General features: G+C 58.3%; 18 protein-coding genes and 4 pseudogenes. 11 read left to right on the plus strand and 11 right to left on the minus strand.

The features are described from left to right. Nucleotides 1-174 precede the first annotated feature (174 nt). Nucleotides 175-576: pseudogene (locus JJB74_RS34260) on the plus strand (helix-turn-helix domain-containing protein); the annotation flags it as partial. Then, nucleotides 551-1,108, plus strand: coding sequence for an IS630 family transposase (locus JJB74_RS31150; RefSeq protein WP_325170205.1), 558 nt, complete (start codon nucleotides 551-553; stop codon nucleotides 1,106-1,108). The pseudogene JJB74_RS34260 and the gene JJB74_RS31150, both read left to right, overlap by 26 nt. Nucleotides 1,109-1,180: 72 nt before the next feature. On the opposite strand, the pseudogene JJB74_RS31155 reads toward JJB74_RS31150, so the two are convergent. The 3 genes and pseudogenes from JJB74_RS31155 to JJB74_RS31165 all read right to left on the minus strand — a co-directional run. Further along, nucleotides 1,181-1,676, minus strand: a pseudogene (locus tag JJB74_RS31155) (VIT1/CCC1 transporter family protein); the annotation flags it as partial. A gap of 87 nt (nucleotides 1,677-1,763) precedes the next feature. Then, nucleotides 1,764-2,552: an ATP-binding protein gene (locus JJB74_RS31160; protein WP_200598454.1), complete on the minus strand. Its 789-nt coding sequence runs from the start codon at nucleotides 2,550-2,552 to the stop codon at nucleotides 1,764-1,766. Nucleotides 2,553-2,564: 12 nt separating this feature from the next. Then, nucleotides 2,565-4,484 (minus strand): PAS domain-containing protein, encoded by a 1,920-nt coding sequence (locus JJB74_RS31165; protein WP_200598455.1) that lies wholly within the window; start codon nucleotides 4,482-4,484, stop codon nucleotides 2,565-2,567. A 544-nt stretch (nucleotides 4,485-5,028) separates the two neighbouring features. Here JJB74_RS31165 and JJB74_RS31170 point away from each other — a divergent pair. Beyond that, entirely contained in the window at nucleotides 5,029-5,286 is a 258-nt protein-coding gene (locus JJB74_RS31170; RefSeq protein WP_200598456.1) for a DUF3562 domain-containing protein, read from the plus strand. 9 nt (nucleotides 5,287-5,295) lie between these two features. Here JJB74_RS31170 and JJB74_RS31175 read toward each other — a convergent pair whose 3' ends face one another. Further along, a complete protein-coding gene (locus JJB74_RS31175) occupies nucleotides 5,296-5,961 on the minus strand; it encodes a response regulator transcription factor (protein ID WP_200598457.1) in 666 nt (221 codons plus the stop codon). 1,810 nt (nucleotides 5,962-7,771) lie between these two features. On the opposite strand from JJB74_RS31175, the gene JJB74_RS31180 reads away from it, so the two are divergent. After that, nucleotides 7,772-8,455, plus strand: a complete 684-nt coding sequence (locus tag JJB74_RS31180) for a ParA family protein (RefSeq protein WP_200598458.1) — start codon at nucleotides 7,772-7,774, stop codon at nucleotides 8,453-8,455. Next, nucleotides 8,452-9,486 (plus strand): ParB/RepB/Spo0J family partition protein, encoded by a 1,035-nt coding sequence (locus JJB74_RS31185; protein ID WP_200598459.1) that lies wholly within the window; start codon nucleotides 8,452-8,454, stop codon nucleotides 9,484-9,486. The genes JJB74_RS31180 and JJB74_RS31185 overlap by 4 nt, the downstream gene beginning before the upstream one ends. A gap of 115 nt (nucleotides 9,487-9,601) precedes the next feature. On the opposite strand, the gene JJB74_RS31190 is transcribed toward JJB74_RS31185, so the two are convergent. Then, nucleotides 9,602-9,913 (minus strand): hypothetical protein, encoded by a 312-nt coding sequence (locus tag JJB74_RS31190; protein WP_200598460.1) that lies wholly within the window; start codon nucleotides 9,911-9,913, stop codon nucleotides 9,602-9,604. 1,581 nt (nucleotides 9,914-11,494) lie between these two features. Between JJB74_RS31190 and trfA the strand changes: the two genes are divergently transcribed. Beyond that, the gene (gene trfA / locus JJB74_RS31195) at nucleotides 11,495-12,433 is read left to right on the plus strand and encodes a plasmid replication initiator TrfA (protein ID WP_200598461.1); all 939 of its coding nucleotides are present in this window, start codon (nucleotides 11,495-11,497) and stop codon (nucleotides 12,431-12,433) included. Nucleotides 12,434-13,538: 1,105 nt separating this feature from the next. Here trfA and JJB74_RS31200 read toward each other — a convergent pair. From JJB74_RS31200 to JJB74_RS31210, 3 genes are all read right to left on the minus strand, one after another. Then, on the minus strand, nucleotides 13,539-13,859 hold the full coding sequence (locus JJB74_RS31200) for a hypothetical protein (RefSeq protein ID WP_200598462.1): 321 nt from the start codon (nucleotides 13,857-13,859) through the stop codon (nucleotides 13,539-13,541). Nucleotides 13,860-14,406: 547 nt separating this feature from the next. Next, nucleotides 14,407-16,665, minus strand: coding sequence for a xanthine dehydrogenase family protein molybdopterin-binding subunit (locus JJB74_RS31205; RefSeq protein ID WP_407672450.1), 2,259 nt, complete (start codon nucleotides 16,663-16,665; stop codon nucleotides 14,407-14,409). Beyond that, complete coding sequence (locus JJB74_RS31210; RefSeq protein ID WP_200598464.1) at nucleotides 16,662-17,132, minus strand: (2Fe-2S)-binding protein; 471 nt, start codon at nucleotides 17,130-17,132, stop codon at nucleotides 16,662-16,664. The genes JJB74_RS31205 and JJB74_RS31210 overlap by 4 nt, the downstream gene beginning before the upstream one ends. A gap of 217 nt (nucleotides 17,133-17,349) precedes the next feature. On the opposite strand from JJB74_RS31210, the gene JJB74_RS31215 reads away from it, so the two are divergent. Further along, complete coding sequence (locus JJB74_RS31215; RefSeq protein ID WP_200598465.1) at nucleotides 17,350-17,589, plus strand: hypothetical protein; 240 nt, start codon at nucleotides 17,350-17,352, stop codon at nucleotides 17,587-17,589. Here JJB74_RS31215 and JJB74_RS31220 read toward each other — a convergent pair. Both JJB74_RS31220 and JJB74_RS31225 read right to left on the minus strand, forming a co-directional pair. Beyond that, nucleotides 17,576-17,770, minus strand: a pseudogene (locus JJB74_RS31220) (transposase); the annotation flags it as partial. The gene JJB74_RS31215 and the pseudogene JJB74_RS31220 sit on opposite strands and share 14 nt — an antisense overlap. Before the next feature lie 1,777 nt (nucleotides 17,771-19,547). Next, nucleotides 19,548-20,453 carry a LysR family transcriptional regulator gene (locus JJB74_RS31225; protein ID WP_200598466.1) on the minus strand — a complete coding sequence of 302 codons (906 nt, stop codon included), beginning with the start codon at nucleotides 20,451-20,453 and terminating at the stop codon, nucleotides 19,548-19,550. A gap of 273 nt (nucleotides 20,454-20,726) precedes the next feature. Here JJB74_RS31225 and JJB74_RS31230 point away from each other — a divergent pair, with 273 nt between their 5' ends. The 4 genes from JJB74_RS31230 (at nucleotide 20,727) to JJB74_RS31245 (ending at nucleotide 23,502) form a co-directional block, all read left to right on the plus strand. Further along, a complete protein-coding gene (locus JJB74_RS31230) occupies nucleotides 20,727-21,137 on the plus strand; it encodes a (R)-mandelonitrile lyase (protein WP_200598470.1) in 411 nt (136 codons plus the stop codon). Between the two features lie 74 nt (nucleotides 21,138-21,211). Further along, nucleotides 21,212-21,385, plus strand: a complete 174-nt coding sequence (locus JJB74_RS31235) for a tautomerase family protein (RefSeq protein WP_234485015.1) — start codon at nucleotides 21,212-21,214, stop codon at nucleotides 21,383-21,385. Between the two features lie 17 nt (nucleotides 21,386-21,402). Beyond that, the gene (locus tag JJB74_RS31240) at nucleotides 21,403-22,293 is read left to right on the plus strand and encodes an aldo/keto reductase (protein WP_200598467.1); all 891 of its coding nucleotides are present in this window, start codon (nucleotides 21,403-21,405) and stop codon (nucleotides 22,291-22,293) included. 3 nt (nucleotides 22,294-22,296) lie between these two features. Beyond that, nucleotides 22,297-23,502 carry an arabinose transporter gene (locus JJB74_RS31245; RefSeq protein WP_234485016.1) on the plus strand — a complete coding sequence of 402 codons (1,206 nt, stop codon included), beginning with the start codon at nucleotides 22,297-22,299 and terminating at the stop codon, nucleotides 23,500-23,502. A gap of 306 nt (nucleotides 23,503-23,808) precedes the next feature. Here the strand turns inward: JJB74_RS31245 and JJB74_RS34345 are convergent. Continuing rightward, nucleotides 23,809-25,176 (minus strand): annotated as a pseudogene (locus JJB74_RS34345) (IS701 family transposase). Nucleotides 25,177-25,358: the final 182 nt, after the last annotated feature.

A 25,358-nucleotide genomic window follows, 5' to 3' on the forward strand; every position in this document is an offset into this window, starting at 1 on the left:
ACCTGCTTTGCGATATCCAAACCGACCCGTACGATTGCCATGTTTGCCTCCTACGTTGGATGCGATGCCCATGCTTCGCGTGCCCCCAGTCTACCGAGCCTCGGAGGAGGGAGTCCATGACATTACCGCTAGCGCGGTTGTCGGAATGCTAGACGGTGGAATGCGGCGGGATTAATGCGGTCTAACCATAAGCTTCGCCATTTTGAGGAGGTCATCGTGGGCGCTGCTTATTCTGTGGATCTACGACGCAAAGTCGTCCAGACCTGTGAGCGCGGTACAAGCTCGCAGGCACAAGTGGCCCGCTTTTTTGGGGTTAACCAGGCATTTGTCGAGAAGTTGCTGCGGCTGTATCGCCGCACCGGGGCCCTGGAACCTGGCCGCAAGCGCGCCGGCCGTCCGGGATTGCTCGATGCGGCAGCCTGCGAACAGGTGCAGCACTGGCTAGCCGAGCAAAACGACTTGACCCTGGCCGAGATCGCCGAGCGCCTGCAAACGCAATGTGGACTGACGGTGAGCATGAGCTGCGTGCATCGATTGCTGCAGCGGCTGCATATGCGGCGCAAAAAAAACCGTTCATGCCAGCGAACGGGACACGGCGGCCGTACTACTGGCACGCCAGCAATACCGGGCACAACTCTCCGCGTGCCCATGCCGACAGCTGAAGTTCGTCGACGAGTCCGGTTGCAACATCGCCATGAGCCGCCGGTACGGCCGCGCACTCTATGGTCGGCGGGTACCGGATGCCGTGCCAAAGAACTTCGGGCGCAATGTCACCATCCTCGGGGCGCTGTCCTGTACCGGGCTCGATGCCGTCATGTCGGTTGACGGTGCCACTGACACGGCAGTGTTCCGGATCTATGTGGAGCAGGTGCTGGTGCCCACGCTGGTACCGGGTGACATCGTCATCATGGACAACCTCAGCACCCACAAGGTCAGCGGCATCCGGGAGGCCATTGAAGCTGCGGGGGCGCAATTGCTTTACCTGCCGCCATACTCGCCGGACTACTCGCCCATCGAAAGCTGCTGGTCCAAGCTCAAAGCCAGTCTGCGAAAAGCCAAAGCCCGTACCCGCACCGCCCCTCGACGAAGCGCTCACACAAGCCATTGACCACATTACCGAGTCCGATGCCAAAGGCTGGTTCCAGCTCTGCGGTTACACCCTACATTAATTCGACAACCGCGCTAGCGGCAGGGCAGCCCCCGTGGCAAAGCTCAAGGCTGACGCGAATGCCGCTTGCAGCGGCCGGGCAGTCGTAATTTCTGAGATCCCAAGCTCATCCCGGGCGTGGGCTCCCAACGCATCGTGCTCCATCAGGCGGGTTGCCACCTGCCCAGCCAGCGGTCGGTCGAGCCCCCGCTTTGCATAGATGCCGGCCAGTTCCCGATGCTCGGGATCATAGTCCTTGGCCAGCTCAGCCTTTCCCTCGGCGAGCGCGGCCTTCTCGGTATCCGCCTGCGACGACACCGAGACATACTCCCCCGTTGCCATCGACATTGAGCCGGCGACCAGGCCAGCAATGCCGGTGACCAGCAGATTTTGGTGTGAAGCATGCGCCGCGGCCACACCGATGATCAGGCTGGCTGTTGAAATGATGCCGTCATTCGCGCCAAGGACCGCTTGCACGCAGCCATCCTATGTGTTCGATGCGATGAAACTCCTTGTGCCCCATCCTCATGGCATCACCTTTCAAGTGTGGTTAGCGACCGTACAAGCGAACCGCACCACATGCTGCTCGGCCGCTGAAGACGCTTCTGGCCTTTACTCAAGTCCTCTTTTTGCGCGCCAGCTCCGTAAGCAGCTTTTCGATCATCGGCAGCGGTGCCGGCTTAACCAGATGATGGTCGAAACCGGCTTTCGCCGTCTTAACCCGGTCAACTTGCGACCCCCACCCTGTCAACGCCGCTACCGGCAGCTTTTTGCCGCAGGGTAGTTGAAGGATATTGCGGATCACCGCATAGCCGTCCATATCGGGCAACCCAATATCCAGGAAGACGACATCGGGCCGGAATTCTTCCACCAGCGCCAGGCCATGCCTGCCAGTATGCGCAAGGCTGACCTCCTGGCCGCCGAGTTCGATCAGTGCCCCAAGGCTTTGCGCGCCATCCTCGTTGTCATCCACGATCAGGACCCGCAAGCGCGTGTCAAAAGGCGCCACGGCCTCGGGCTGTGATTCACTCTCCGCTTTGCTTGTACTCACTGCCGTCTTGTTCAATGGCAAGCGAACGGTAAACGTGCTTCCCTGACCGCTTCCCGCGCTCGACACCGCCACCCTTCCGCCATGCATATAGACCAAGCTTTGCACCAGCGCCAGTCCGATGCCGAGACCGCCATGCGCATAGTTCATGTTCGCCTTTACCTGCGCAAACATATCGAACACCGTGTACTGTGCCTCGGCCGGAATACCGATACCATTGTCGGCGACTTGCAGAACAGCGCCATCCGTCTCCCGGCGCACTGTCAGCGTAATGCGGCCACCTTCGGGCGTATATTTCGCGGCATTGTTCAGCATGTTCCCGATGACTTGTGCGATGCGGGTGGGGTCAGCAGACAATGGAAAAGGTTCCTACGGCACCACGACATTCAGATCGTGGTGTTTGGCCTGGATCGCCGGCAGGCTTGCTTCGATCGCCGTTGCCACGATGGTCTTCAAGTCAACGTCGACCTTCTTCAATTCGACCTTGCCGCTGCTGATTCGGGCAATGTCGAGCAGATCATTCACCAAATGGACCATGTGCGTGACTTGCCGCTCCATCATGTCTCTCACCCGCGCCACTGTCTCCGCGTTGTCGCCGGCAAGGCGAAGCAACTGCAGACCATTACGGATCGGCGACAGCGGATTGCGTAGCTCATGGGCCAGCGTTGCAAGGAATTCCGATTTACGCTGATCAGTCTCAGCGAGGGTGAAAGCCAGTCGGCGCAGGTCGTTTTCGTTCTGCCGCCGCTCAGAAATGTCATAGAACAGCACGGCGACCCTATTGCTGCCCGCATTGCCAACCCGAACAGCATTGACGTCAAACCATCGCCCAAGGGGTTCGACATAATCCTGCACCCGCGCAGACTTGCCAGTCACGGCGACGTTTGCAAACAGGGTCACCCAACGCAAGTCCAAGTTTGGAAATAATTCCAGCATGGACTTATTCGGTTCCGCTCTGAATCCAGTCTGATTTTGGAATGCCGGGTTGCTTTCGATGAAAAGGAAGTCGACTGGCTGTTCTTGTGCATCGTAGAGAATTTCGATGATGCAAAAGCCTTCGTCGATAGAATCGAACAACGCGCGGTAGCGAACTTCACTCGCATGCAACCTGTCTTCTGCTTCCTTCTGCAGCGTGACGTCGAGTATGACACCGGGTAGCTGAACCGGAACACCCGTTTCATCACACTTCACGCGGCCTCGAGCAATGACCGAGTGGTACTTACCGTCTCTCGCCAGGACACGGTATGACTCCTGATAGAAGGCGCGATCGTTGATTGCCTGCTGGATACGTGCCGACACACGCTCAATGTCGTCGGGATGGATCGCTTTCAGCAAGCTCTCGATAGGCGCTTCGGAAGCGACGCTGTCCGGAAGCGAGAACAAATGGGCGATGTTCGGATCGCCAATGACGCAGTTCTTTCCAATATCCCATGTCCATGTCGCTACCGCGCCGGCATCCATCGTCGCAGCAAGACGAGCCTGCGCATCCTGCAGATTCTCCTTAAAGGCTGTTCGGTCAGTGACGTCTGCAACGGTGCCTATCAGGTATAGCGGCGAGTCATTGGGCGGATGATGTACGCGGGCAAACAGCTCGATCCAGCGAAACGTGCCGTCTGGCCGGCGTACGCGACCCTGAAATCGCATCTGCCCGCTCCCCGCGCAGGCAACCTGCAATGCGGCTTGAAAGCGCTCTTCATCGTCCGGGTGTAGGCGCTCGCGCAGCGTCTGCTGCGCCGTCAATGTCGCGCACGACGGTGCCAGTCCGAAGATGTCGCACGCCAGATCATTTTGAAAGTCGAATTGGTTGAGATGCGGGGTATAGCGCCACAGGCCCAGTCCCGCCGCCTCTGTGGCAAGGCGCAGGATTTCCTTTTCCGCCTGCAGTTCGGTGTGCGCCTGCTGCAGGTCGGTGATGTCGCGCGAGACAACAAGGAAGTGAACGACGCTGCTATCTGCCGCTTTCACCGGGTGGACTTTCACATCCCACCATTTAACTGTGCCCTTGGCCGTCGGACAGGCTGCGCGAAAACAGGAAATCGTTCCTGTCGCCGCTTCCTGCAGGGCCGCGAGGACCGTCGAGCGGTTTGCCTCCGGCCACGTGTGGCACCACTGTCTTCCCAGGATACTTTTCGGACTGTCGATCTCAAGCGCTCTCAACCCGGGCGAATTCATGTGGACGATATTGCCGACGAGGTCGATGACTTTGATGCAGTCCGAGTTGTTTTCAGAAAACCATTCGGGCAGATTCAGGCTTGGATTGGAAGCCGGATCATGTTCAAGAGAAGTCATTGGAAAGCAAGACGGCGCTTCGCGCTGCCCGCAAAGACGAGACCGCCAAAGGGAAAGGCCTGATTATCAAGCGTAATTTACGGCGCAGGCAGGCATACAAACAAGCATTTTGCTCGCCGAGAACAAGTATCAGAAGCGCCTGCCACCTAAACTCGACCGTGCCACGTCTGCCCAGATGGATGCCCACCGGTACGCGAGATCCTTTTCCGAGACACTGTTGGCGCAAACTGCGCGCTCGATTGCCAGCGTGAACCTGAACATGGCCACTTGCCGGCGTCGACGAATGGTCCGACGCATCCTGCCCTCCTGTTGGGTTGACGAAGCAAAAATAATAACGAGACGCCGACCTCACGCTGCATTGGTATGCCACCGCCCTCCCGGCGATTCGCTCAGAGTTTCATCACACCCGCATTCCCTGCTGAACTCATGCAATTTTGCTCAGTCCTAAGCAAGCTGCTCGTTATACCGCGTGGACGGTTGTTGTCACATACCCAACGTTTCCCAATCATGGTTCTAACTTTCTATTTTGTCAACGGAGCGAGGAATGGAAGTCGAGTTTGTCGATGACGTGAGCAAGTTGACTGTTCACCACGCGGATGCCTTTCGGGACGCTGCTGATCGCAAAAGACATTTGGTCGCGATCGCGGAATTGGCTGAAGAAATGCGTCTTCCGGTTGAGCAAGTATGTTCCTGCTACGAGGCGGTCCTAACCGAGATGCGGAAGGAGGCCCGTATCGAGGACTTTCTGGACATTTTTGTGGCGCGGCGGGTTCGAGAACGGCTTCGCGCACGCGCGCACTGACGGCTGGCCTTAGGTACCTATATCCAACATGTAGCCGAAACCTCGTACGGTGCGTATCGCCACGCCGGCGTCAGCGAGCTTGCTGCGGATGCGGGACAGGTAGACCTCAACCGCGTTGAGCGTCACCTCCTCTCCCCATGGAAGGATCGCATCAATAATCTGCTGCTTCGACACCACCCGGCCAGTATTGCGAAGCAGATATTCGAGAATGGCCCATTCCCGCGCCGATAGATCGATCGGCATTCCATGGACGGTGGCGCGGCGCGCAGCAGCATCCAGCTTCAGGGCGCCAATCTCAATCGACGCGTCGCGCCCACCGCCGCGGCGCACGAGCGCCTTGACCCGGGCGACAAGTTCAGCCGTAGCGAACGGCTTGACTAGGTAATCGTCCGCGCCGATCTCCAGGCCAAACACGCGATCCGCCACCGCGTCTCGCGCGGTCAGCAATAGCACCGGCGTGTGGTTGCCCCGCGCCCGCATACGGCGCACGACCTCGAATCCATCGAGGCCCGGGATGCCGATGTCCATTACGACAGCGCCGATTTCCCGGCGCTGCAACATCGCATCCGCATCGCTGCCGTTGCGCACGACATCAACCTCGTAGCCCTGGGCACTGAGATTGCGGGCGATACCGTCCGCCAGCACGGCGTCATCTTCTACCAGCAGCAACTGCATCTGATCTTCCTTGGATCGGGCTACTTAACCGGCGACAGAATACAGGAACGCCCTCCTCTCCTATAGACAGTGCGGCGTAGCCGAAACGCAGCGCTGCGTACCAACTTTACTTCCCCAGCAACGAAAACGATGCGGCGATCCCCCACAAATCATACATAGATAACCCCCATTATCGCTCCTTGAGCTTATTATTTAATATTTAAAATGGAACAAATCCCTCATTGTCTCGTGGGAAGTCATCACTTGACGTTCTACCCAGCCAGGAAAACTATCTTGTTGCTAAAGCCATAGGACTGGGACTTGTGGCCCTTGCAGGCTACCCGGGCATGCATGCTTAGCTTTTAGGGATTCCTCTAGGAATGTCAGTAGAGGCAGCCATCAGCACTTGCCTCGCGTTCTCCGTAAGTCATCGCGTGATCATCCGGCTTATATCTGCTCTATGCCGGGCGCTGAAAGGTACCGTGAAGCACGAACCCGCAAATGATACGGTCATATTCCCACTATCCTTAGCGCACTTTTATTGTTGAGGTAATTTTCACTGTGCAAATCAATGAACCGGTTCTTGGGTACCTTCGTGAACTTAAGTCGTGAGAATTTTTCCCCTTCGCATTCGAGGTGACAGCGATTCACGAATGGCAAACAAGTCTTGGACACTGTCCTGCACGCAAAACCTTGTACGACTGCTCGGAAAGGCCTTTTCAATTCATCGAGCCAACTTCCCCGGCCCGCACCGCATACAACGGTGGAAGCGGCGGAGAACGGTTTTCAGGATTTGACGTCAGGACGCAGGCCCTGTACTCGCTCATCAGTTACGCTGAACGCGGTCCTTCATTAGCGCGCCCTGAGGCAGTATGCTACCCTCTTGTTTGTCTCCTATGCTTTGCTGATTCGCGGGCCTGAGATAGTTGATGAATGAAAGACTCCACTCACCGTGTCCGCCGCCGAACAAACGCGATGCTGCTATACCGAAGTCGGGAATATGTCGAACGCATTCTTCATCCCTCCTGCGCATTATGGTTTCAAGGAGAGTACGCGGTGGGGGCCGTGATTTACGCGCGTAAATCCGCCTAGAAGACTATGCGCTGGGCATTCATGCCGGACACAAATACGAGGCTCAAAAACACTCAATCGACGTATTGCCCAGATTCATCTCGGCGGAGTAATTCCAGCGCGTAGATCAGGGATCTGGGCCGAATCTATACCAGGTAGGGATGGTCTACGGCGGGCCATTTAAAGGTTGGGCAACGGTGGACACTCGCTCCTCGCCTCGAAAACGCTGCATAGACTAGCCAATTTACGCGCGTAAATCATAGATCCGCTGACCCTAATTGACAGGGATTTGCTTCAGGTTATGCGCTTAAGTGAGCTGGCTTATAGTTGCCTTTACATGACGAAGTCCCAACAGCTGAGGGGCGTCACTGTGGCCGCCTCAAAAAGATGGCGGATCCCCGGCCAACTGCCTGCAACATAATTATTTCCGCGCACAAATCGGTTCTCCGAACACCCTGCTTCATTTTGCGCTTCGCTCCGCGTACTGTGACGAAAAGGCGCCAGCGCGAGGATGGCAAAGCCACTCCCTTGGATTCGACATTAGAAGGCCCATGCTGATTTGCTCGCACAAATTGCGCATCTCGTTCTTCTTTTAAGAGAAGCGCCATAGCTCCGCCGAAAAACGTGGACAGCACAGCTTAGACAATTCAAATATTACGAGTAAATACTTGATTGATAGGCTTTATTTGAATTACAGTGACGCTGCGTAGAGTTCGATTTCCACGCGGAAATCGAACTTCAAGTCTATAAGGGGGACTGCATGGCAGCCAAAGTAGTGACTTTTTTTAATCAGAAGGGGGGTTGCGGTAAAACGACTATGACCATCCAGATCGCCGGGACCATAGCCCAAAGAGGTTTTCGGACCTTGGTCGTGGATATGGACAGTCAGAGCACCGCGACACGATGGGCCAGTCAAGCGCAAGACGAGGACCCTTTTCCCGCGGCGATGATGAATCTGGCGGCCATGGGTGGCAAGGTGCATCGGGAGATCAAGAATCATCTCGAAAATTATGATTTCATCTTTATCGATTGCCCACCTGCGGTGGATTCGCCTGCACCATCAAGTGCAATGCTGATTTCCGATTTGGCGATTATTCCGATCGTCCCAGCGCCCGCGGACATGTGGGCGTCCGTCGCTGCCAAAAAACTGGCATTGACGGCGCAAGCCACCAACGAACAACTGCAAATTCGCATGCTGCCCAACATGGTGCAAAAGAACACAAACCTTGCCCGGGATACGCTCGATGTATTGGCCGAGGACGTAGAGATTCCGCTGATGAAAACCTGGATCGGCTCACGATCGGCGTTTCGTGAGTGCCAATTGTTCGGATCAACGGTCCACAAGGTCGCCAAGAGCAGCCCTGCCGTGAAAGAAGTCGATAAGCTCACTGACGAAGTGCTGGAGATTTTGGGCGTTGCCACGGCCAAAAGGAGCAAAAAATGAACGCTAAGGCCGACCGCAAGTCGTTGTTGCGCTCCTCGATCAAGAGCGAAACGGCATCCGTAGAAAAGCGCTTCGACCCGCAGGAACTGGACAAGCGTTATGAGGCGGCCGAGGACGCGCTCGCCGGCCGTCCTCTGGGTCTGGCAGGCCCGAGGCTGGACGCATCGCTCGCCGCGGCCGATTTACGCGCTGAAATCGGCGCTTCGAGCGATGCAAACGCCAAGGTCATTATTCGCATTCCGATCGACAAGGCGCATGACAACCCCTTCAACGCCCGCCAAATTTACGATCCGGAGACCGTCAAATCCCTTGCGGCGTCGCTCGCGACGCGAGGGCAGCTGGTCGCGGCGCCGGCGATCACTCACCCGAGTATGCCGGGCCATTATCTGCTGATCGACGGCCATTATCGCAAGCGCGCGTTGCTTGCCGCGGGCAAGACAGAGATTGAATGCGTCGTCCATGACGTCTCGGACGAGCTGGATATGTATCGCATGTCTTATCTGATCAACGAAGAGCGCAACGCCCAGTCACCCCTGGACAACGCGTTGGCGTGGCAAAAATTGCTCGATGAGGCCAAGGTGGCGGACGGGGAGGGAATAGCCGAGCTGATTGGTATTTCGCCCGCCGCGGTCGCGAAAACCATGGCGTTGCTGAAGATGCCGCAAAGCGCATTGGATAAGATGCGGGAGTATCCGACGAAATTTGGCGTGGCGATCGGCTATGAGGTCTATCGGATTTCGAAAATCGTCGCGGAAAAGGAACTCCTCGACCTAATGGAGCGCGTAGTCAAGGACGATCTGAGTTCACGCGCGCTGGAGCAAGTGCGCGCTAAACTCGAAGAGGCCAAGCCGCGTAAGAAGAAAGAGGTTAGCCGGCAATACAGGATTAATTCCGGCCCGGCTCAGATTGGGTTCATCAAGGAATGGGATTCCGGCAAGGTCGCCTTCGAAGTGAATCTGGCGGATCCCAAAGAGCGGGAGGCATTGGTGGACGAACTAAAGCGCCGGTTCAATCTGTCGGAAAACCATTGAAGAGCATTGCGCTATGAGAATGATAAAGCTTCACCAAAGCTGACCAATTAGAACAACCTGGGCGCTACATGCCCAGAGCGCAAGGCCACATGGTCGTCGTCGCGCAGCCAGATGATTACGTTGGCATCGGCATGTGTCGTAAATTGGTCGACATGGTGGCCGACGCCATGGTCTTGAGCGGACTGTAATGCGCCTTCCAGTTCAAATCGAGCGCGGCACACCTTCGGATCCAGTCCACCAAACGCCGCCTGGCCTTGAATTGCACCACCCTTTTGTCCTCGCAGTTATAAAAGCCACCCAGCAGCAGTCGATCTATCGCACGCTCGACCGCTACCTTTCGCTGTGGACTGATCTCGATGCGGATGTGGGCACCGCGAATTCGAACGCCATAAATTGGGCTCGTCGTAGCAGGGGAGAAAAAAGCCATGGTCGCCGCACCGAACGATAACAAGCAGGAAAGCAAACAGAAAAACCATCTGCAAAACTACATTTTTATTGCGGTAGTCTGATCATCAGTATCTCCCTGCGGATGTGAACAACGAGGACTGCGGCGAGAAGCTCACTGAGCAATGCCGATGCACTTGGCTAGGTGGATCGAGCTGGACAACCAAGCTAAGAACTGGCGCGTCGCGTGCTTTGGCGCCGCTTGTTACATCGATAACTGTTAGACCAACATTGTGCCTACCAAGTCTGTCTATGTGCTGATCTTTGGCTGTGAAGTAGCGCTCGCCCGTCAACTGAACGCGCTGAGCGCCATGGCGCAGCTGACTTGCTATTCACAAAATTTTCTTTGAACGCCGATCATGGCTTGCGAAAGGGCGTAACGCTTCGGAATTTTAAAGCAGATCACGCGACGCTACCAATCCATTACGCGAGATGCCCAGAAACGTAGCGCCTCTGCTTCCTCGACCGACCTCCCAGGAGCCCTTCTTCGACCTGATGCATGCAGGCTAGTCTCTGTGAACGCTTCTCGCGCCAGCACGCGTGGTGCGCGTAAAGTGAAGGTTGAGAGGAACTCCCACCTAAAGCTTGCCCCCCGTACGTCGATGCCCCGGCCTGTGGGGAGGGCAAGGGCAGATGCCGTGTGGATCCCTACTCCATAGTTTTACACTCACACCTCTTGGCGCATCCCTTAGTTTTATACCCACCGAAATTTCCCGCCTTCTTTAGCTTTAGACTCACATCGAGCTTCCAAAGGCCCCTCCAACGGGATGCGGCGCTACGAAGCGCAAGGGGCCAGCACACGAAAAAGCCAAGTTTTTAGTTTTAGACCCACAGTGGGCGCGCAAAGCACCGGACTTTTAACCCTCCATTAGCCCTTAGAATGCGTCACTCTATGCGCTGCCGCCATCAGCAAGGCGACGCAGGGGAAAAAAGCGCATCCACGCATAGGAATGAGAGGTATTCCCAGCGGTTTTCATGGTGCTTTACGGAAAAAAGCGCCGTTGGACGCTTCTCAAGTTGTTTTTTTGCGAACCTCAGTGAAAAAACGTGAGTGAACCACTAATAGTATTAGACCCGCTAGCATGCTTGCGCATCAAAACGCGTAGAAAGGGTGAATCACTACTAGTTTTAGACTCACACTTCCCTCTGAAAACGCGCTATCGACGAACCGCCGCGCTAGCAAAGCGTCCAATGGGCGAATCACTATTAGTGAAAGGGCGAAACGCTAATAGCAGATCAGCGTTTCGCTATTAGTCGTAAGGGTGAATCACTAGTAGTTTTGTGGGTGAACCACTAATAGTTTTACATCGGCAAAAATCCCCTGAAACCCGCATGGATGCTACGTTTCGCGGCCCTCTAGTCTTTTGCTTTTAATCTTTGTCTTTAACCGTATACGACACTTGGCAACCGCTGGCTGGAATGCTATGGATAGATAAAAATTCAAAAGCCGAAACCCTGCAAAACCACCCTCAAAAAACGTGGGTGAATAACTAAATAAGCCTATTGACTTCAATATCCCAACCCCGATAATCGTTGCGGTCAAGCCACGTCCCATAGGAACAGTATGCCAAGGAAAACAGGAGCGCAGGAAACGCATTCAGCGAATCTGACCGCGGCAGTGAACAAACTGCAGGAGACCGCCAAGCGAAAAGCCGCACAGCGCGCGCTCGAGCCGGTCCAATTGCCGATGTGGGACGATGATCTACGTGGCATGCCAAATTCCTTCGCCAGGGGCGCCTTGTTCACGGCGGCCAAGTCCGATGGCAAGATCAAGCGCGATTTCTACGAGGGTAAACAGGTTGCCACGCTCGCAGGCATCAACATCGAATACCGCGGTCAGGAACTGCGCCAAGACGATTATTCCGTGTTTCTGGCCATCTTGCACTTCGGACGCCGCTACGAGCTGGGCAAGCCGATCCCCTTCACCGCCTATACAATGCTCAAGGAATTAGGATGGAGCATCAACACGGCGGAATACAAGCATCTGCGCGAGTGCTGCTCTCGGCTTTCCGCCACCAGCGTATCCGTGACGCAAAATGCTTCGGGCGAGCAGCTCGGCGGTGGCTACGAGGGCAGCTTGATCCGATCTTTTGCTTGGAAAGATGAGAAAGGCAAGCAGCTTTCGCAGTGGGTGGTCCTGCTCGAGCCCAGCATCGCAGCCTTGTTCGCAGACCCTAGTTTTACGCTCATGAGCCCCGCCGAGCGCAAGGCCATTGGCGGACGCTCACCCTTGGCCCAATGGCTTCACAGCTTTCTGAGCACGCATCGCGAGCCATATCCGATCTCCGTGACTAAATATCACGAACTCTCGGCCAGTCGGAGCGACAACATGAATGATTTCCGCCGCCGGCTGAAGGTCGCGCTCACACGGCTGATCGAGGTAGGTTTCCTGAAAGAGTTTGCGATCAAGAACGACATCGTGCATGTCAAACGGATTCCGAGGCACTACCGGCTGCCCCAAGGGCAAAATGCCGCGGAACCAACCACCGCTACGCTCACCTGATGTGCTGCCTGTGGCTCTAAAACTAAATCGCCGTCGCGCGGCCGCGCGCTGGCGTTGGCGGGCCACCGCAGGCGGAAGCTAACTTACACAACGTCCGCGACGGACTCACCATCCAAGCAGTGCTTCCTCCGCGTATCTCTATGCCGTCGCTGATCGGCCTGATGCAGGCAGCGTGAAGTAGTGGCAACGGATCCATACTTGGCGTTCTCTAATGGCATCCAGATCAATCTCGGCGTCCACTTGGGGCGTAATGGTGGCGTGGCGCAGCTAATGTGTGCTCGCATCCACGACTTTCGCGAATAGGCCGTTTCCGCCGGATCCCGCAACAGCAGAGGTGCCATCAAGCACCGCCGCCTTCATGTTGCGGTAAAACACGTTCCCGACAGCGTTTACCTCGACATCAGGCCAGTCCGACGCATGACCAAGGACCATTTTTCGCTGGGCAAGGGAGGGGGGACATGCCGCAGAGGAGCCGAAGTCTCGGATGGTATCCAACAACTCATCAATAAGGAGAAGGGTGCCTCCTTTGCCCCTTACGAACGATAGGCTACTCACCAGATGTCGTTCTCGTCCTGCGTGGCGCGACATCGCCACATGCGGGCCTTGAACACTTTTCCGGAAGTGCGTCGAGGCAGGCGCAACCAATCCTGAGCAACCAACCTCAAGCCGGCCGGTGCAAATATCGTTTTGCATGCTTGGTCACACACTGAAACCAGGCGCCGAACGCAACGAAGCCGCTAGTCCAGCGACCTTGTCTGGCTGCTCCAAGCATATGTCAGAGTCCTTGAACGCCCATGCGCGTCGCGTGAGTGAAAAACTAAATGAAAGGGGGCAGGACGCACCACTCGCGCTGGATCAGACCAAGGCGTAGCCAAATGACGCATGCTGCGGCGTCCAAGCTTGCCCACGCGCCAACAGGACCCGTGGCGGGCGCTCTGCTTTAGTTTTAGACCCACATTCTGGTACTTCTACCGGCATGCCACCGAGGATGGCGGGCGTAGTGAAGGGATTCCAAACTTGCCATTGCCGTGAAGTGAAATAGGGAAGGGCTGGCAACGACAGATGAAACCGCTGATTCTGAAAGCTGCAACAGGCGACATGAACTTTAATGCAAAGCGCTACTGGTGCTGCGCAAGACATCGATGACGTATTCTGGATGCGCGCGCAGGAAATTCCAGCCATCGGCCAGCTCTTCCGGCGTCGGAAACACCCGGTGAAATTCTGCCATCAGGCGCTTGAGCGTCGTAGCTTCAATCCGTTGTGAACTGGCACTGAGCACGCTCTGCAGGAAGTGCTCATAAATCTGCGGCACCGGAGAGAATCCGTGAACTTCATCGAATCCGCACCCGGCGCAGTTGCCGTTGTGTGGATCCCAGCGTTGATCGTCTGTACCGCACTGCAGGCATGCCGACTCTCGTTTTTCCATGCAAAAGTCCTTTAAAAACAGGGGGGCGAGTCTACCTCGAGATCGACCGCGATCGGCAAAAAGGACCAATATGGAAACGAAATTGTGTGGCGGAAAGCAGGAAACCCGTTTTAAATACAAAAATAAGCTATATGGATAAGCAGACTTATCTGTCTATGCTTTGTGAAGTGATGTGCGTCGGAAGTACTTCAGCGATGGATTTACAGTAGAGCTTGGCAAGCCATTATCACCGTCCGTATCGGACCGGCGTGTTCCGACGGGTGGATCGCAGACGGCATCGAGAAGAATCGAAGCCTTCCAATCAATTCGCTCGTAATAATGAGGCGCTTGTTCCCCCAAAGTCCTCACCTCAGAGAAGGTTTCGCAGGAGGAAAGGAAAGGGCGGCATAGTTGCTCGGCGAGTTCTTGGGGCGCTGACGACATACTCATCGACCTTTCCTCGGTAAACTTTATGCCGTGCAAATGGCGAGATCAGTCTTCAAGCAGCCGGTTGCCCGCTGAGGTTTTTGCCGGCCTTCCTTAGTGAGCCCAGCCCGCGCAGCTACGGTCACGCCCCCTTCTTCAATCGCTCACCCACCGGCAGCTTGCGTATGCGCTGCCCGGTCGCGGCGAAGATCGCATTCGTCAGCGCCGGCGCGGTGGCCGAGGTGCCCGGCTCGCCAATGCCGCCCGGCTTGTCGTTGCTCTGGACGATATGCACCTCGATCTTCGGCGCCTCGTTGATGCGCATCATCCGATAGTCGCTGAAATTGCTCTGCTGCACCCGGCCCTTGTCCACCGTGATTTCATTCCACAGCGCCGCGGTGATGCCGAAGTTCACGCCGCTTTCGATCTGCGCGACCACGGTATCGGGGTTCACCACCTGACCGCAGTCGATGGCGCAGACCACGCGATGCACCCGCACGTCGCCATCGGCGCCCACCGACACTTCCGCTACCTGCGCCAGATAACTGCCGAAGGCGAACTGCGTCGAAATGCCGCGTCCCACGCGACGCCCTTCCACCTTGGCCAGCGGTTTGCCCCAGCCCGCCTTGTCAGCCGCGAGGCTCAGGACCCGGCTGATGCGCGAGCCGTCGTCCAGCAGCGACCGGCGATATGACACCGGATCCTGGCCCGCTGCCGCCGCCAGTTCATCGATGAAGCTTTCCACCACGAAGATGTTGTGGGTCGGGCCGACGCCGCGCCAGAACGCGGTCGGCAGCGGCGGCTCGTGGCGCAGGTATTCCACATGCACGTTCTCGATGCGGTAAGGCACATCCTTCGCGCCCTCGACCGCATCCGGGTCGACGCCATCCTTCACCAGCGGCGGCGCGAAGCGCGCCATGATCGACGAGCCGGTGATCTTGTGCGACCAGGCTACCGGCATACCCTTCTCGTCCAGCGCTGCGGCAAGGCGGTCGTAGTAGTACGGCCGGTACATGTCGTGCTGCACATCCTCTTCGCGGGTCCAGACGATCTTGATCGGCACATCCGGCATCTGCTTGGCGAACTGTACCGCCTGGATCACCGCGTCGGCCTCGAGCCGGCGCCCGAAGCCGCCGCCGATGTAATGGTTGTGCACCTGCACCCGCTCGTCCGGCAGCCCGGTCAGCTTGGCGGCCGCGCCCTGCGCAATCGTCGGCACCTGGGTGCCGAGCCACAGGTCGCAGCGGTCCTTCGATACGCGCACGGTGCAATTCATCGGCTCCATCGTGGCATGCGCCAGGAATGGCGCCTCGTACACCGCCTCGATCTTGCGCTTGCCGCCGGCGATAGCCTGCTGCGCATTGCCGTCGTTGCGCGCCACCGCGCCCGGCTTGGACTTCGATGCCGCGGCCATGTCGTCGACAATCATCGCCGTCGTCAGATTCGCGTTCGCGCCTTCATCCCAGGTCGGCGCCGCCGCGGCCAGGCCCTGCTTCGCCGCCCACATGTGCTCGCCCAGCACCGCCACCGCGCCGTCGATCTTCAGCACCCGCTTCACGCCCGGCACCGCCATCGCCTTCGCTTCATCGACCGATTTCAGGCGGCCTCCCGGCACCGGGCAGGCCGCGACCGTCGCAATCAGCATGCCGGGCAAGCGCACATCGATGCCGAACTGCGCCGAGCCATCGACCTTGGCCGCGGAATCGAGCCGCTTCATCGGCTTGCCGATCAGGCGGAATTGCGAAGCCGGCTTCAGCGCGACCTGCTCCGGCAGCGGCAGCTGCGAAGCCACGTCGACGAGTTCCCCATAGCTGAGCTTGCGGCCGCTGGCCCCGTGGATGACCGCGCCATCGCGCGCCATGCAGGACGCCGGGTCGACTTTCCAGCGCTGCGCCGCCGCCGCGATCAGCACGGTGCGCGCCTTCGCGCCGGCTTGGCGCAGTGGCTCCCAAGCGCCGCGCACCGAGGTCGAACCGCCGGTCACCTGGCCGCCGAGCAGCGGATCGCTGTACAGATTGTTGTCGGCGGGCGCCTGCTCCAGCTTCACCCTGGCCAGATCGACCTCGAGTTCCTCGGCCAGCAGCATCGGCATCGACGTGAAGGTGCCCTGTCCCATCTCCACCTTGTGGATGATCAGCGTCACCGTGTTGTCGCGATCGATGCGGATGAAGGCGTTGTGCGCCAGGCCCGGCGCCTGGTTCGAGATGGTGGTCGCCGCATGGCCGACCGCGGTCTCGGGCGGCTTTTCATTGCGGGCGCGATCCTCGGCGCGCGTCGGCAGATGCACGCCGATGAGCAGGCTGCCGCCCAGTGCCGCGCCCGCGCCCAGCCATTTGCGCCGTGCCGGCGATTGCAGTCCGGTCGCGCCATCGAGGCCATTGTCATGCTTGTCCATGCTCAGGCCTCCTTCTTGCCGTTGCCGCCGGCGGCGATCTTGATTGCCGCGCGGATGCGCGGATAGGTGCCGCAGCGGCAGATATTGCCGGCCATCGCATTGTCGATGTCCGCATCGCTGGGTTTGGCCGTCTTCTTCAGCAGCGCGGTCGCGGACATGACCTGGCCCGACTGGCAGTAACCGCATTGCACCACGTCGATCTGGCGCCATGCCGCCTGCACCCGCTTGCCCACCGGATCGGCGGACATGGACTCGATCGTCGCCACCTGCTTGCCGGCCACAGCCGATACCGGCGTGACGCAGGAGCGCACCGCCTGGCCGTCGACATGCACGGTGCAGGCGCCGCACATCGAAATGCCGCAGCCGAACTTGGTGCCGGTCAGTCCGGCGACATCGCGCAGCGCCCACAGCAGCGGCATATCGTCGGGCACATTGAGGTTGGTGGATCTTCCATTGATGATCACGGTAGGCATTGCGAATCCTTTGAGAGACGGGAACGGATGACGCGCTTGCGCCGCCGCGGCGTACGTGCAACCATGTTGCGACCGTTGCCACCGCCCGAGGTTCGTGCAGCGAGGGCAAAGCTTGATGAATTCGGCGCGCAAACTACCTCGCGCCGCGCGACAATGAGAACGTGGCCTCGCCCGTCGTGGAATCCCCCTTTCCCTGCCTACACGCTCGCTGCACGCCATGTCCGACGGCTTGCCGTCGATCTCACCAAATGCGATCGCCTGCTCAAACAAGGCCCCACCGTCATCGTCGCCAGCGCGCATGCGGGCAAGCAAGGCCAATTTGATGTCGGCCGCATGGTCGATGCCGGTGGATTTTTCACCGCCCGAGGTCGCGGCGGTCATCGACCGCAACACCCATACGCGGCAGTTGGTCGACGCCTCCGGCGAATTCACGCTAGCGCCTGTTATGAACCTGTAGTGAATAGAGGGACGGTTTTACTGAGTATGAGACGGGCGAGGGCGACGTAGTGCAACCCGGCCAGGGTGTGTGTAAGGCGCTCATAATCTCGCGCCGGTCGGCGAAATCGAGCTGCCCAGCCAAAGCTGCGTGCGACGACCCAGCGGTGCGGCAGCAGTACAAAGCCGCGTTTGGCTGAAGGGTGGGAAGGCAAGATGGCGCGGGCTCGGTACCACTTGTCTGAGCAGGAACTGAACAAATCGGGACTGCAAGCGCTTGGTGGAGACGGCCGAGGAACAAGTGGAAGACCGCACCTACGAAAGCGGAGTGGCCGGCTTTTTGTCGCCGTTCGCCGGCAACAGGTTTTCCTGGACAGCTAGCCTGCGGCCACACCAATCTCCGGGGATGGTTGCATGACCGTCGCACTTCTGTGCCGCATTCTCAAGGGAGTGCGGCATTTTTTTGCCTTGCTGAAGATAGGTACTTCCGCAACTGCGGAAGTGCTGCCTGAATGCGCCATTCTCCCGACTGTCGGGACAGGTTTACGCCGAGTGACGTTGTCTGGCGAATGCGTTCTGCGCGAATCCTAACTGTTGGGAGAGAGGGCGCAAAAAATGTATCCGCTTGAGAAGATGACACCGATGGCACTGCCATGCGTACAAAATTTCTTCGGTTTAAAAAGCATCGGCAAATGCCATGGTTAGATCCCTGCTAGCATCGAGCTATCAGAATGGATTGCGGCCGTGCTGCGGCCGGCGGTGGCTGGCAGGGGACTTTCCCTGCCAGCTGGTGGGAATCAGCCGTTGGCTGATTCCGGTTCGCGGAAGCGGAGAACGATCCGGCCTCCGTCGAGAGCATGAAGTTCCGTTGCAGCGAGAAGCCTTCGTCGTCGCTGTGCGGCTAGGCTGCGCCGATGCGTGTCCAGAATGTCCGCCGTTCTCCTCTGTCCGCGACATGCCAGCCGATCAGGCTAGGCGTTTCCTCGGCTTCCGTCATGTTTGCTTGTTGTGTTTCATGATTTTGTCCTTTCGGTTGATTGATTCGATCGCGTCAAGGAACCGAGGGAGCAGGGCAGTTCCCACCGGAAGGAAACAGTGAACACGGGAGCGAAGCGAACGGAGTGGGCAGGCTGTTGCGGGACGCCTGGCCTCGGTAACAACGGCGTATCAGGGAAGCAAACAACCGGACCGTCTGAAACAGATGCGGGCAGGCGTCCAACAACGGCGCTTTGCCGCTAATCGGCCCGCCTGTGCGTTATCTGATGTGGGGTGGTGTTTGGGCCCGACCCCGCGCAGAGGCCATTCAGCGGACGTCTATAGCGGAAACCGATTTTCTGGAAAGCAGCGGAGGAGCAAAGCGGAGCCGTCCTTTCTGTCCGCTAACAGGGTGCTAGCATATCGATATCAATCAGCTCACGGCGGCCGGCAGCGCTTTTCTGAAGGTCTGCCGCAGGGTCATGGTGCCGGGGCATACGGGGCAACCTTGATTTCATTCTCATGCTTACGGGCCTAGGCGAGATCATAGGCAAGCTGGATCTTCATCTGCAACCTATCTTTACGCCACCCGAAGGGGCGAGGCGCCGTCAGACGGTTCGGGGAGGCGTCAGCCGAGTAGAGCTCGGCCCCGAAGGGGACACGCCCAGCCTGACTACGATGGAGGAGTGCGCTGCCCCCTCTGCCCTATCGGGCATTGACCCCCGGGATATCTGAAGGGCAAAGGTAGTCCTTCTAGCCTGCTTTCACGTTAGAGTCTGGGCAGCCGATGACCGTGGGCGGTGATAATCTGTGGAAGAACCCCAGCTCATTGATCTGGGGGTTTTTCTATGTCCTTCCAAGCCGTTAGCGCAATTTAACGTGGCTTCGGAGAGCCTCGGCCACCGCCGCGAAAGCGGGGGTAGTTTGCCGGCAGCTCCGATAAAAAAGATAGAAATTCAATCGTCAAACGGTTGCCTAGGAACAGACAGGCCACGAACGAATGTCTCAACCCATCGGCGATAACTCGCGGAACAGATCGACGAGCAGGCGCACTCCAGTCGGAACATGACGTCGGCTGGAGTAGTAGACGTGAAACCCGCCTCCTGTCGATGCCCAGTCATCCATCACAACCTTCAGCGCGCCACTTTCGAGATGCGGGCGAAGGACCGGCTCAGCACCATACATGACGCCAACGCCGCGCAGGCCCAGGCTCAAGGACGCGTGGCTTTCGTCAACGGTCACCTGGCCGGGCGTCGCAACGGATATTTCTTGCCCGTTCCGCTCGAATTCCCACTGATAGATCTGGTCGTTGCCGAGCCGGATGCGGATGCAACGGTGGTGCTGCAAGTCGTCTGGATGAACGGGTGCGCCGAACTTGGCGATGTAGGCTGGGGAGGCAGCGGCCAGCCACCTGACATCTGGTGAAATACGCTGGGCGATCATATCTTCCGGAACCGTCCCGCCCCAGCGAATGCCCGCGTCGAAGCCACTTCCGATGATGTCGATCAGGCGATTATTCACGCTGATGTCGATTTCCACATCGGGATAGCGATCGACAAATGTGGGCATGACGGCGGCGAGCAACAGCTCGGCCGCGTCTTCGAGGACGTTAATGCGGACACGGCCGGTGGGCTTGTCACGATAGCGGTTCAGGTTTTCGGCCGCGCGATCGATCAGGTCGAAGGGCGCTTCGATCGTTGCGAGGAGCTCCTCGCCCGCAGCGGTCAGCGTCACGCTTCGCGTCGTTCTGTTGAACAGTCGGATGCCGAGGCGAGCCTCAAGGCCGGTTACTGCATGGCTCAAGGCGGACGGGCTGACCTCAAGGTCCGTGGCCGCGCGGCGAAAATTCCGATGTCTTGCTATGGCGACGAAGTAAGCGAGATCACCGATATCAGCACGGCTCAGTGGCACGAGCACTCCTTTCGATTCTGGAAACCAAGCTCACATCATCGGCTTGCTCCATAGAACCAAAACATACCACTTTGTTGAGTTTTATTCACCAGCTCATTGCCGATCGCCCGGCTTATCAGCTGAGTTTCTTCATAATATATTGCCATTACGCTGTTCGCGATGAGTGCGACTCAACAAACCGGCAAGGCGGCACGCAGGCTTGCGCTGGCCCTTCTACTGCTTGCCTCTCTGTCATCATGGAGCGCCGCGCTGGCGCATGAAAGAACGAACGTCATGGAAATCAAACGGAAAGGGGAACAGACCGTTGTCCAAGATCCCGAGCAATATTTTACGGGCAAGGTCACGATCATCGGCCAATTTAGCAGGGAAGCGCCCTCGCGCGTTACCGGCGCAATCGTCCATTTTGAGCCGGGCGCGCGCACGGCGTGGCACACCCATCCTCTTGGCCAAACGCTGATCGTCACAGAGGGCGTCGGCTGGACGCAGGTTGAGGACGAAGAGAAGCTCGAATTCCACGCGGGCGACATCATGCTCTGCCCGGCTGACAAGAAGCATTGGCACGGCGCCACTCCGCATGAGGCAATGACCCACGTCGCAATTCAGGAAACGCTGGACGGCAAGAACGTCACGTGGATGGAGAAGGTGACTGACGAGGAATACCTCGGCGCCGGCGGGGCGAAGTGAGCCATGCCGCACGTCATCGTCAAACTCTTGCCGGGTAAACGGACGCGCAAAAGGATCTTCTCACGGAGGCCATCGTGCGCGACGTCTGCAAAACCCTTGGCTACGACGAGGACGCTGTCTCGGTCGGCTTCGAAGAAGTAAGCGCGAAAGATTGGGACGCGAGCGTCTTCAATCCGGACATCCTGAATAAGTGGGACACGCTTCGGAAGAAGCCGGGCTACGGCTCGCGCCCTAAAACAACAAAGTGAATTGAAAGGTTATTCAAATGGTACTTGAAGAGAAATTCTCCTTGGCAAACGGCGTCCAGCTTCCGAAGCTGGGTCTTGGCACGTGGATGATTAGCGACGACGAAGTCGAACGCGTCGTGCGTGATGCTGCCCAGATCGGCTATCGTCACTTCGACACCGCGCAGGCCTATGGGAACGAGCGCGGTGTTGGACAAGCTTTGCGGTCATGTGGAGTTCCGCGGGACCAGCTCTTTGTCACCACCAAGCTCGCAGCTGAATGCAAGAGTTACGTCGAAGCCAAGAGGCTCATCGACGCATCGCTGGAAAAGCTCGGGCTCAATCACATCGACATGATGTTGATCCACAGCCCTCAGCCATGGGCGGAGTTCCGCGAGGGTGGGCGGTTTTTCGAAGGAAACCTCGAAGCGTGGCGAGCTCTCGAAGAGGCTTACGATGCAGGCAAGCTGCGGGCGATCGGTGTTTCTAATTTCGAACGCGCCGATCTGGACAATCTGATTGACAACGGCAGCGTCAAGCCGATGGTCAATCAGATTCTGGCCCATGTCGGCAATACGCCCTTCGATCTGATCGATTATTCCCAGTCGAAAGACATTCTGGTTGAGGCTTACTCTCCCGTCGCTCATGGGGCGCTGATTGGAAACAACGACATCGCCGCCATGGCCGAGAAATATGGCGTGAGCGTTGCCCAAATTTGTATCCGCTACTGCTTCCAGATCGGCCTGCTTCCGCTGCCGAAAAGTACCAAAGCTGATCACCTTCGTACGAACGCTGCTCTGGATTTCGAAATCGCCCAGTCTGACATGGAACTCCTCAAAAGCAGTCATGGCGAAACCAATTATGGCGAAGCCAGCGCCTTCCCTGTCTTTGGCAAGAAGCGACAAGTCACGAGCGCGGCTGCGAAGGGATAAGCAATGGGCAAGCGCGGTATTCCCAGCGAGGCCGGCGATCTCGCCCAGAACGGGATGCGCGCTGCGCTCCCGGTCATGGCGGCGGTCTTCATCTCGTTCCTGATCATCGGAATGGCGTTGCCGGTCCTGCCTCTTCATGTGCACGACCATCTGGGCTTCGGCCCGTTTGTGATCGGGATTGTCGCAGGCTGCCAGTTCATCGCGGCGCTTCTGTCGAGGCTCTGGGCAGGCCGCCTCACGGACACTCAAGGCGCTAAGCGGGCTGTCGTGCTAGGGCTCATCGCCGCGATGATCGGCGGGGCCTGTTATCTGGCGTCGCTGGTGCTACTCGCCCTACCAGAACTCTCCGTCGTGGTCTTGCTTTTCGGCCGCGCGTTGCTCGGTGGTGCGGAAAGCCTCATCATCACGGGCGGTATGCTCTGGGGGCTTGGTCTTGTCGTTCCCAATCGCGGGGCAAAGGTCATCGCATGGGTAGGCATGTCGATGTTCGCCGCCGTGGCGGTTGGCGCACCAGTGGGAAGTCTCGTTTATGCGCGCGCCAATTTCCTCGGGATCGCGACGCTTACCGCTGGGCTACCCGCACTGGCGCTCATAATGATCGCGCCGCTGAAGCCGCTCGTTCCCGCCCCCTCAACGCCAGCCAATATCAGGGCAGTCCTCTCAGCCGTCATGCTGCCGGGGATTGGCTTCGCACTGAGCGGCATCACTTTCGGCTCGATTATAGCCTTCCTGACGTTGTTCTTCGCGATTCAGGGTTGGGCGCATGGTGCCTTTGCCTTCACGATTTTCGCAGTTGCGCTGATCCTCGTGCGCGTGTTCGCCGCTCAACTCCCCGATCGCTTCGGTGGAGCGACAGTCGCAATGGGCTGCCTCGCGTTTCAGGCTGCCGGCGTCGCGATGATCGCGTTTGCCTCTCGTGGTGAGGTCGCGATGGCTGGTGCGGCTTTGGGTGGCGCCGGCTTTTCGCTCGTATTCCCGAGCTTTGGCATCGAAGCGGTCCGACGCGCGCCGCCTCAAGCACGCGGTCTTGCGATGGGTACTTACAACGCGTTCCTTGACCTAACGCTGGGGATCGGCAGTCCATTTCTCGGCCTCCTTGCGAGCCACGCAGGTCTGAACGCTGTCTTCCTGGCGAGCGCGGTTGCCGCACTCCTTGCTGTGCCGATCGCTGTCGTGCTTCGCGGGCGGCGCGTTGCACAGGCCGCTTGAATTTGCGTGAGGGATCGTCACCCGAAGGGGCGCGACGCCGTCAGGCGGCTCGGGGAGGCGTCAGCCGAGTAGAGGCCGGCCCCGAAGGGGGCGCGCCCAGGCTGACATGTGATGGAGGAGGGCGCTGCCCCCTCTGCCCGGGCAAGCATTCACTTGGAATATTTAAAGGGCAAAGATAATCCTGCTAACCTGCTTTTACGGAACAGGCTGGAAAGCCGATGACCTTGGGCGGAGATAATGCGTGGAGAAACCGCAGCTCATCGAGCCGGGGGTTTTTCTATGTCTTTTGTCCCTAGTGGTAGTTTGTTATAAATGGAGATAAAGGTTCATTCCCTCTCCGGCAGCCTCAATGAGATATCGCGCGAGCGTAGCGAATTCGGTGGGTGGGGGGCTTGGCAGAGAAGAGACGCCGGCAGCGCATGAGCCAGTTCAGTGGCGTCAACCATGCCCGCACTGACCGAAGCAGCCGTGGCCAGCGACATCGCATCGGCAAGCGCGCTGGCTGACTTTTTTTTCGAACTGGTGAATTCGCCGAGGCGTGCTGATGTGCCTGTCGTGCCTCCTGCCACCAGCAAAAGGCGAAGGCACAGCACATCAACTGCCAATGCCGCCGGATGGCCAGGCCATTACGCACCATGAAGTCGGCCCAGCCCAGTTCATCCTCCATTTGCTTGTAGCCTTGCTCGACCTAGTGTCGCAACCCGTAGAGACGTACCACTTCCTCCAGGGATGCCACTTCCAGCGGCAAATTGGTGGTCAGGTACCAGGTCGACAACTCCGGTAGTGTCCGCCGATCCGTCGTCGCGCAAATGGCGCGTACCGGCTTATTCGAGCCATAGCTTAGGAAGCTTAACTCAATGGCCCACCAGCGTTCGGTATGCCCGGTACGGAAGTGGCGTGTCACCTGGTGCCAGTCACGCGGCCGTACTTCTTCCAGCGCTTCCTTGATCGAGTGGGCCATGTCTTCTGGTGCCCAGCTGCGCCCCACCGAGCCGCGATGCGACAGCACAAAGGGCAGCCGGCGTCGCCGCAACGTGGCCACGAGTTCACGGTGATCGCCATAAAAACAATCCGCCATAATGGCCTCGAAAGCAATGTCGGCTACCAGCGCCCGTTTAATGAGCGCCAGAGCCAATTGCGGTTTGCTATGGAAAGCGGGGTCCTTCTTGCCTTCGGGCAGACGGCTCTACGGGGTGTAGGGCATCACATGCAAAGGATAGTAGCGTTGCTCATTGGCCTACAACGTCGGCACTGCCACGATGCCGTTGTCGATCTTGCCCAACGAGCCGAGGTACTGGCGAGCCACATGCTCGGTGGCACAGCCATCCTTGCGGTCGCCGGTGTCATCAACGACGAGCACGCCATCGGGATCGCTGGCCGTCAGCGGTACCTGGCCCAGCAATTGCAGCGTGCGGGCGGTCATGACCTCGGCGTCCCAGAGGGATTCGGACAGGAAGAACTGCAGTTGCTGCACGGGCGCGATTGCGTCTGGACCAGCGGCTCCGCACCGGCTAATGCCGTGAGCGTCTTGGGTCGGTCACGTGGCGCAAGAAGACCGGCAAAATAAGTTCGGAAGCTGCGGCGGTGCGCTAATGAATGAAACAGCGGGTCGAAGAGCTTGGCGTAGTCTTCCAGCGGACCCGGCGCTGGCGGACAAGGACGACGTGCAGTCATGGCAGCAGTACCTCCTGCTACCACCATAGACTTTCTGCTGCTACTTTCAACAAACTATCTATGGACTCCCTCCGTCTTGCAAGACCTGCCGTTTTGACGTCGAAGTGAGAATCGACTGCATGTATCTATCCGGCCTACTGTGGCACCCGTCGGCACCGGCCCTGATGTCTTCCGCTCGCAAA

Origin of the sequence: Noviherbaspirillum pedocola (genome assembly GCF_016632335.1) — a bacterium.
Classification (GTDB): Bacteria; Pseudomonadota; Gammaproteobacteria; order Burkholderiales; family Burkholderiaceae_D; genus Noviherbaspirillum_A; species Noviherbaspirillum_A pedocola.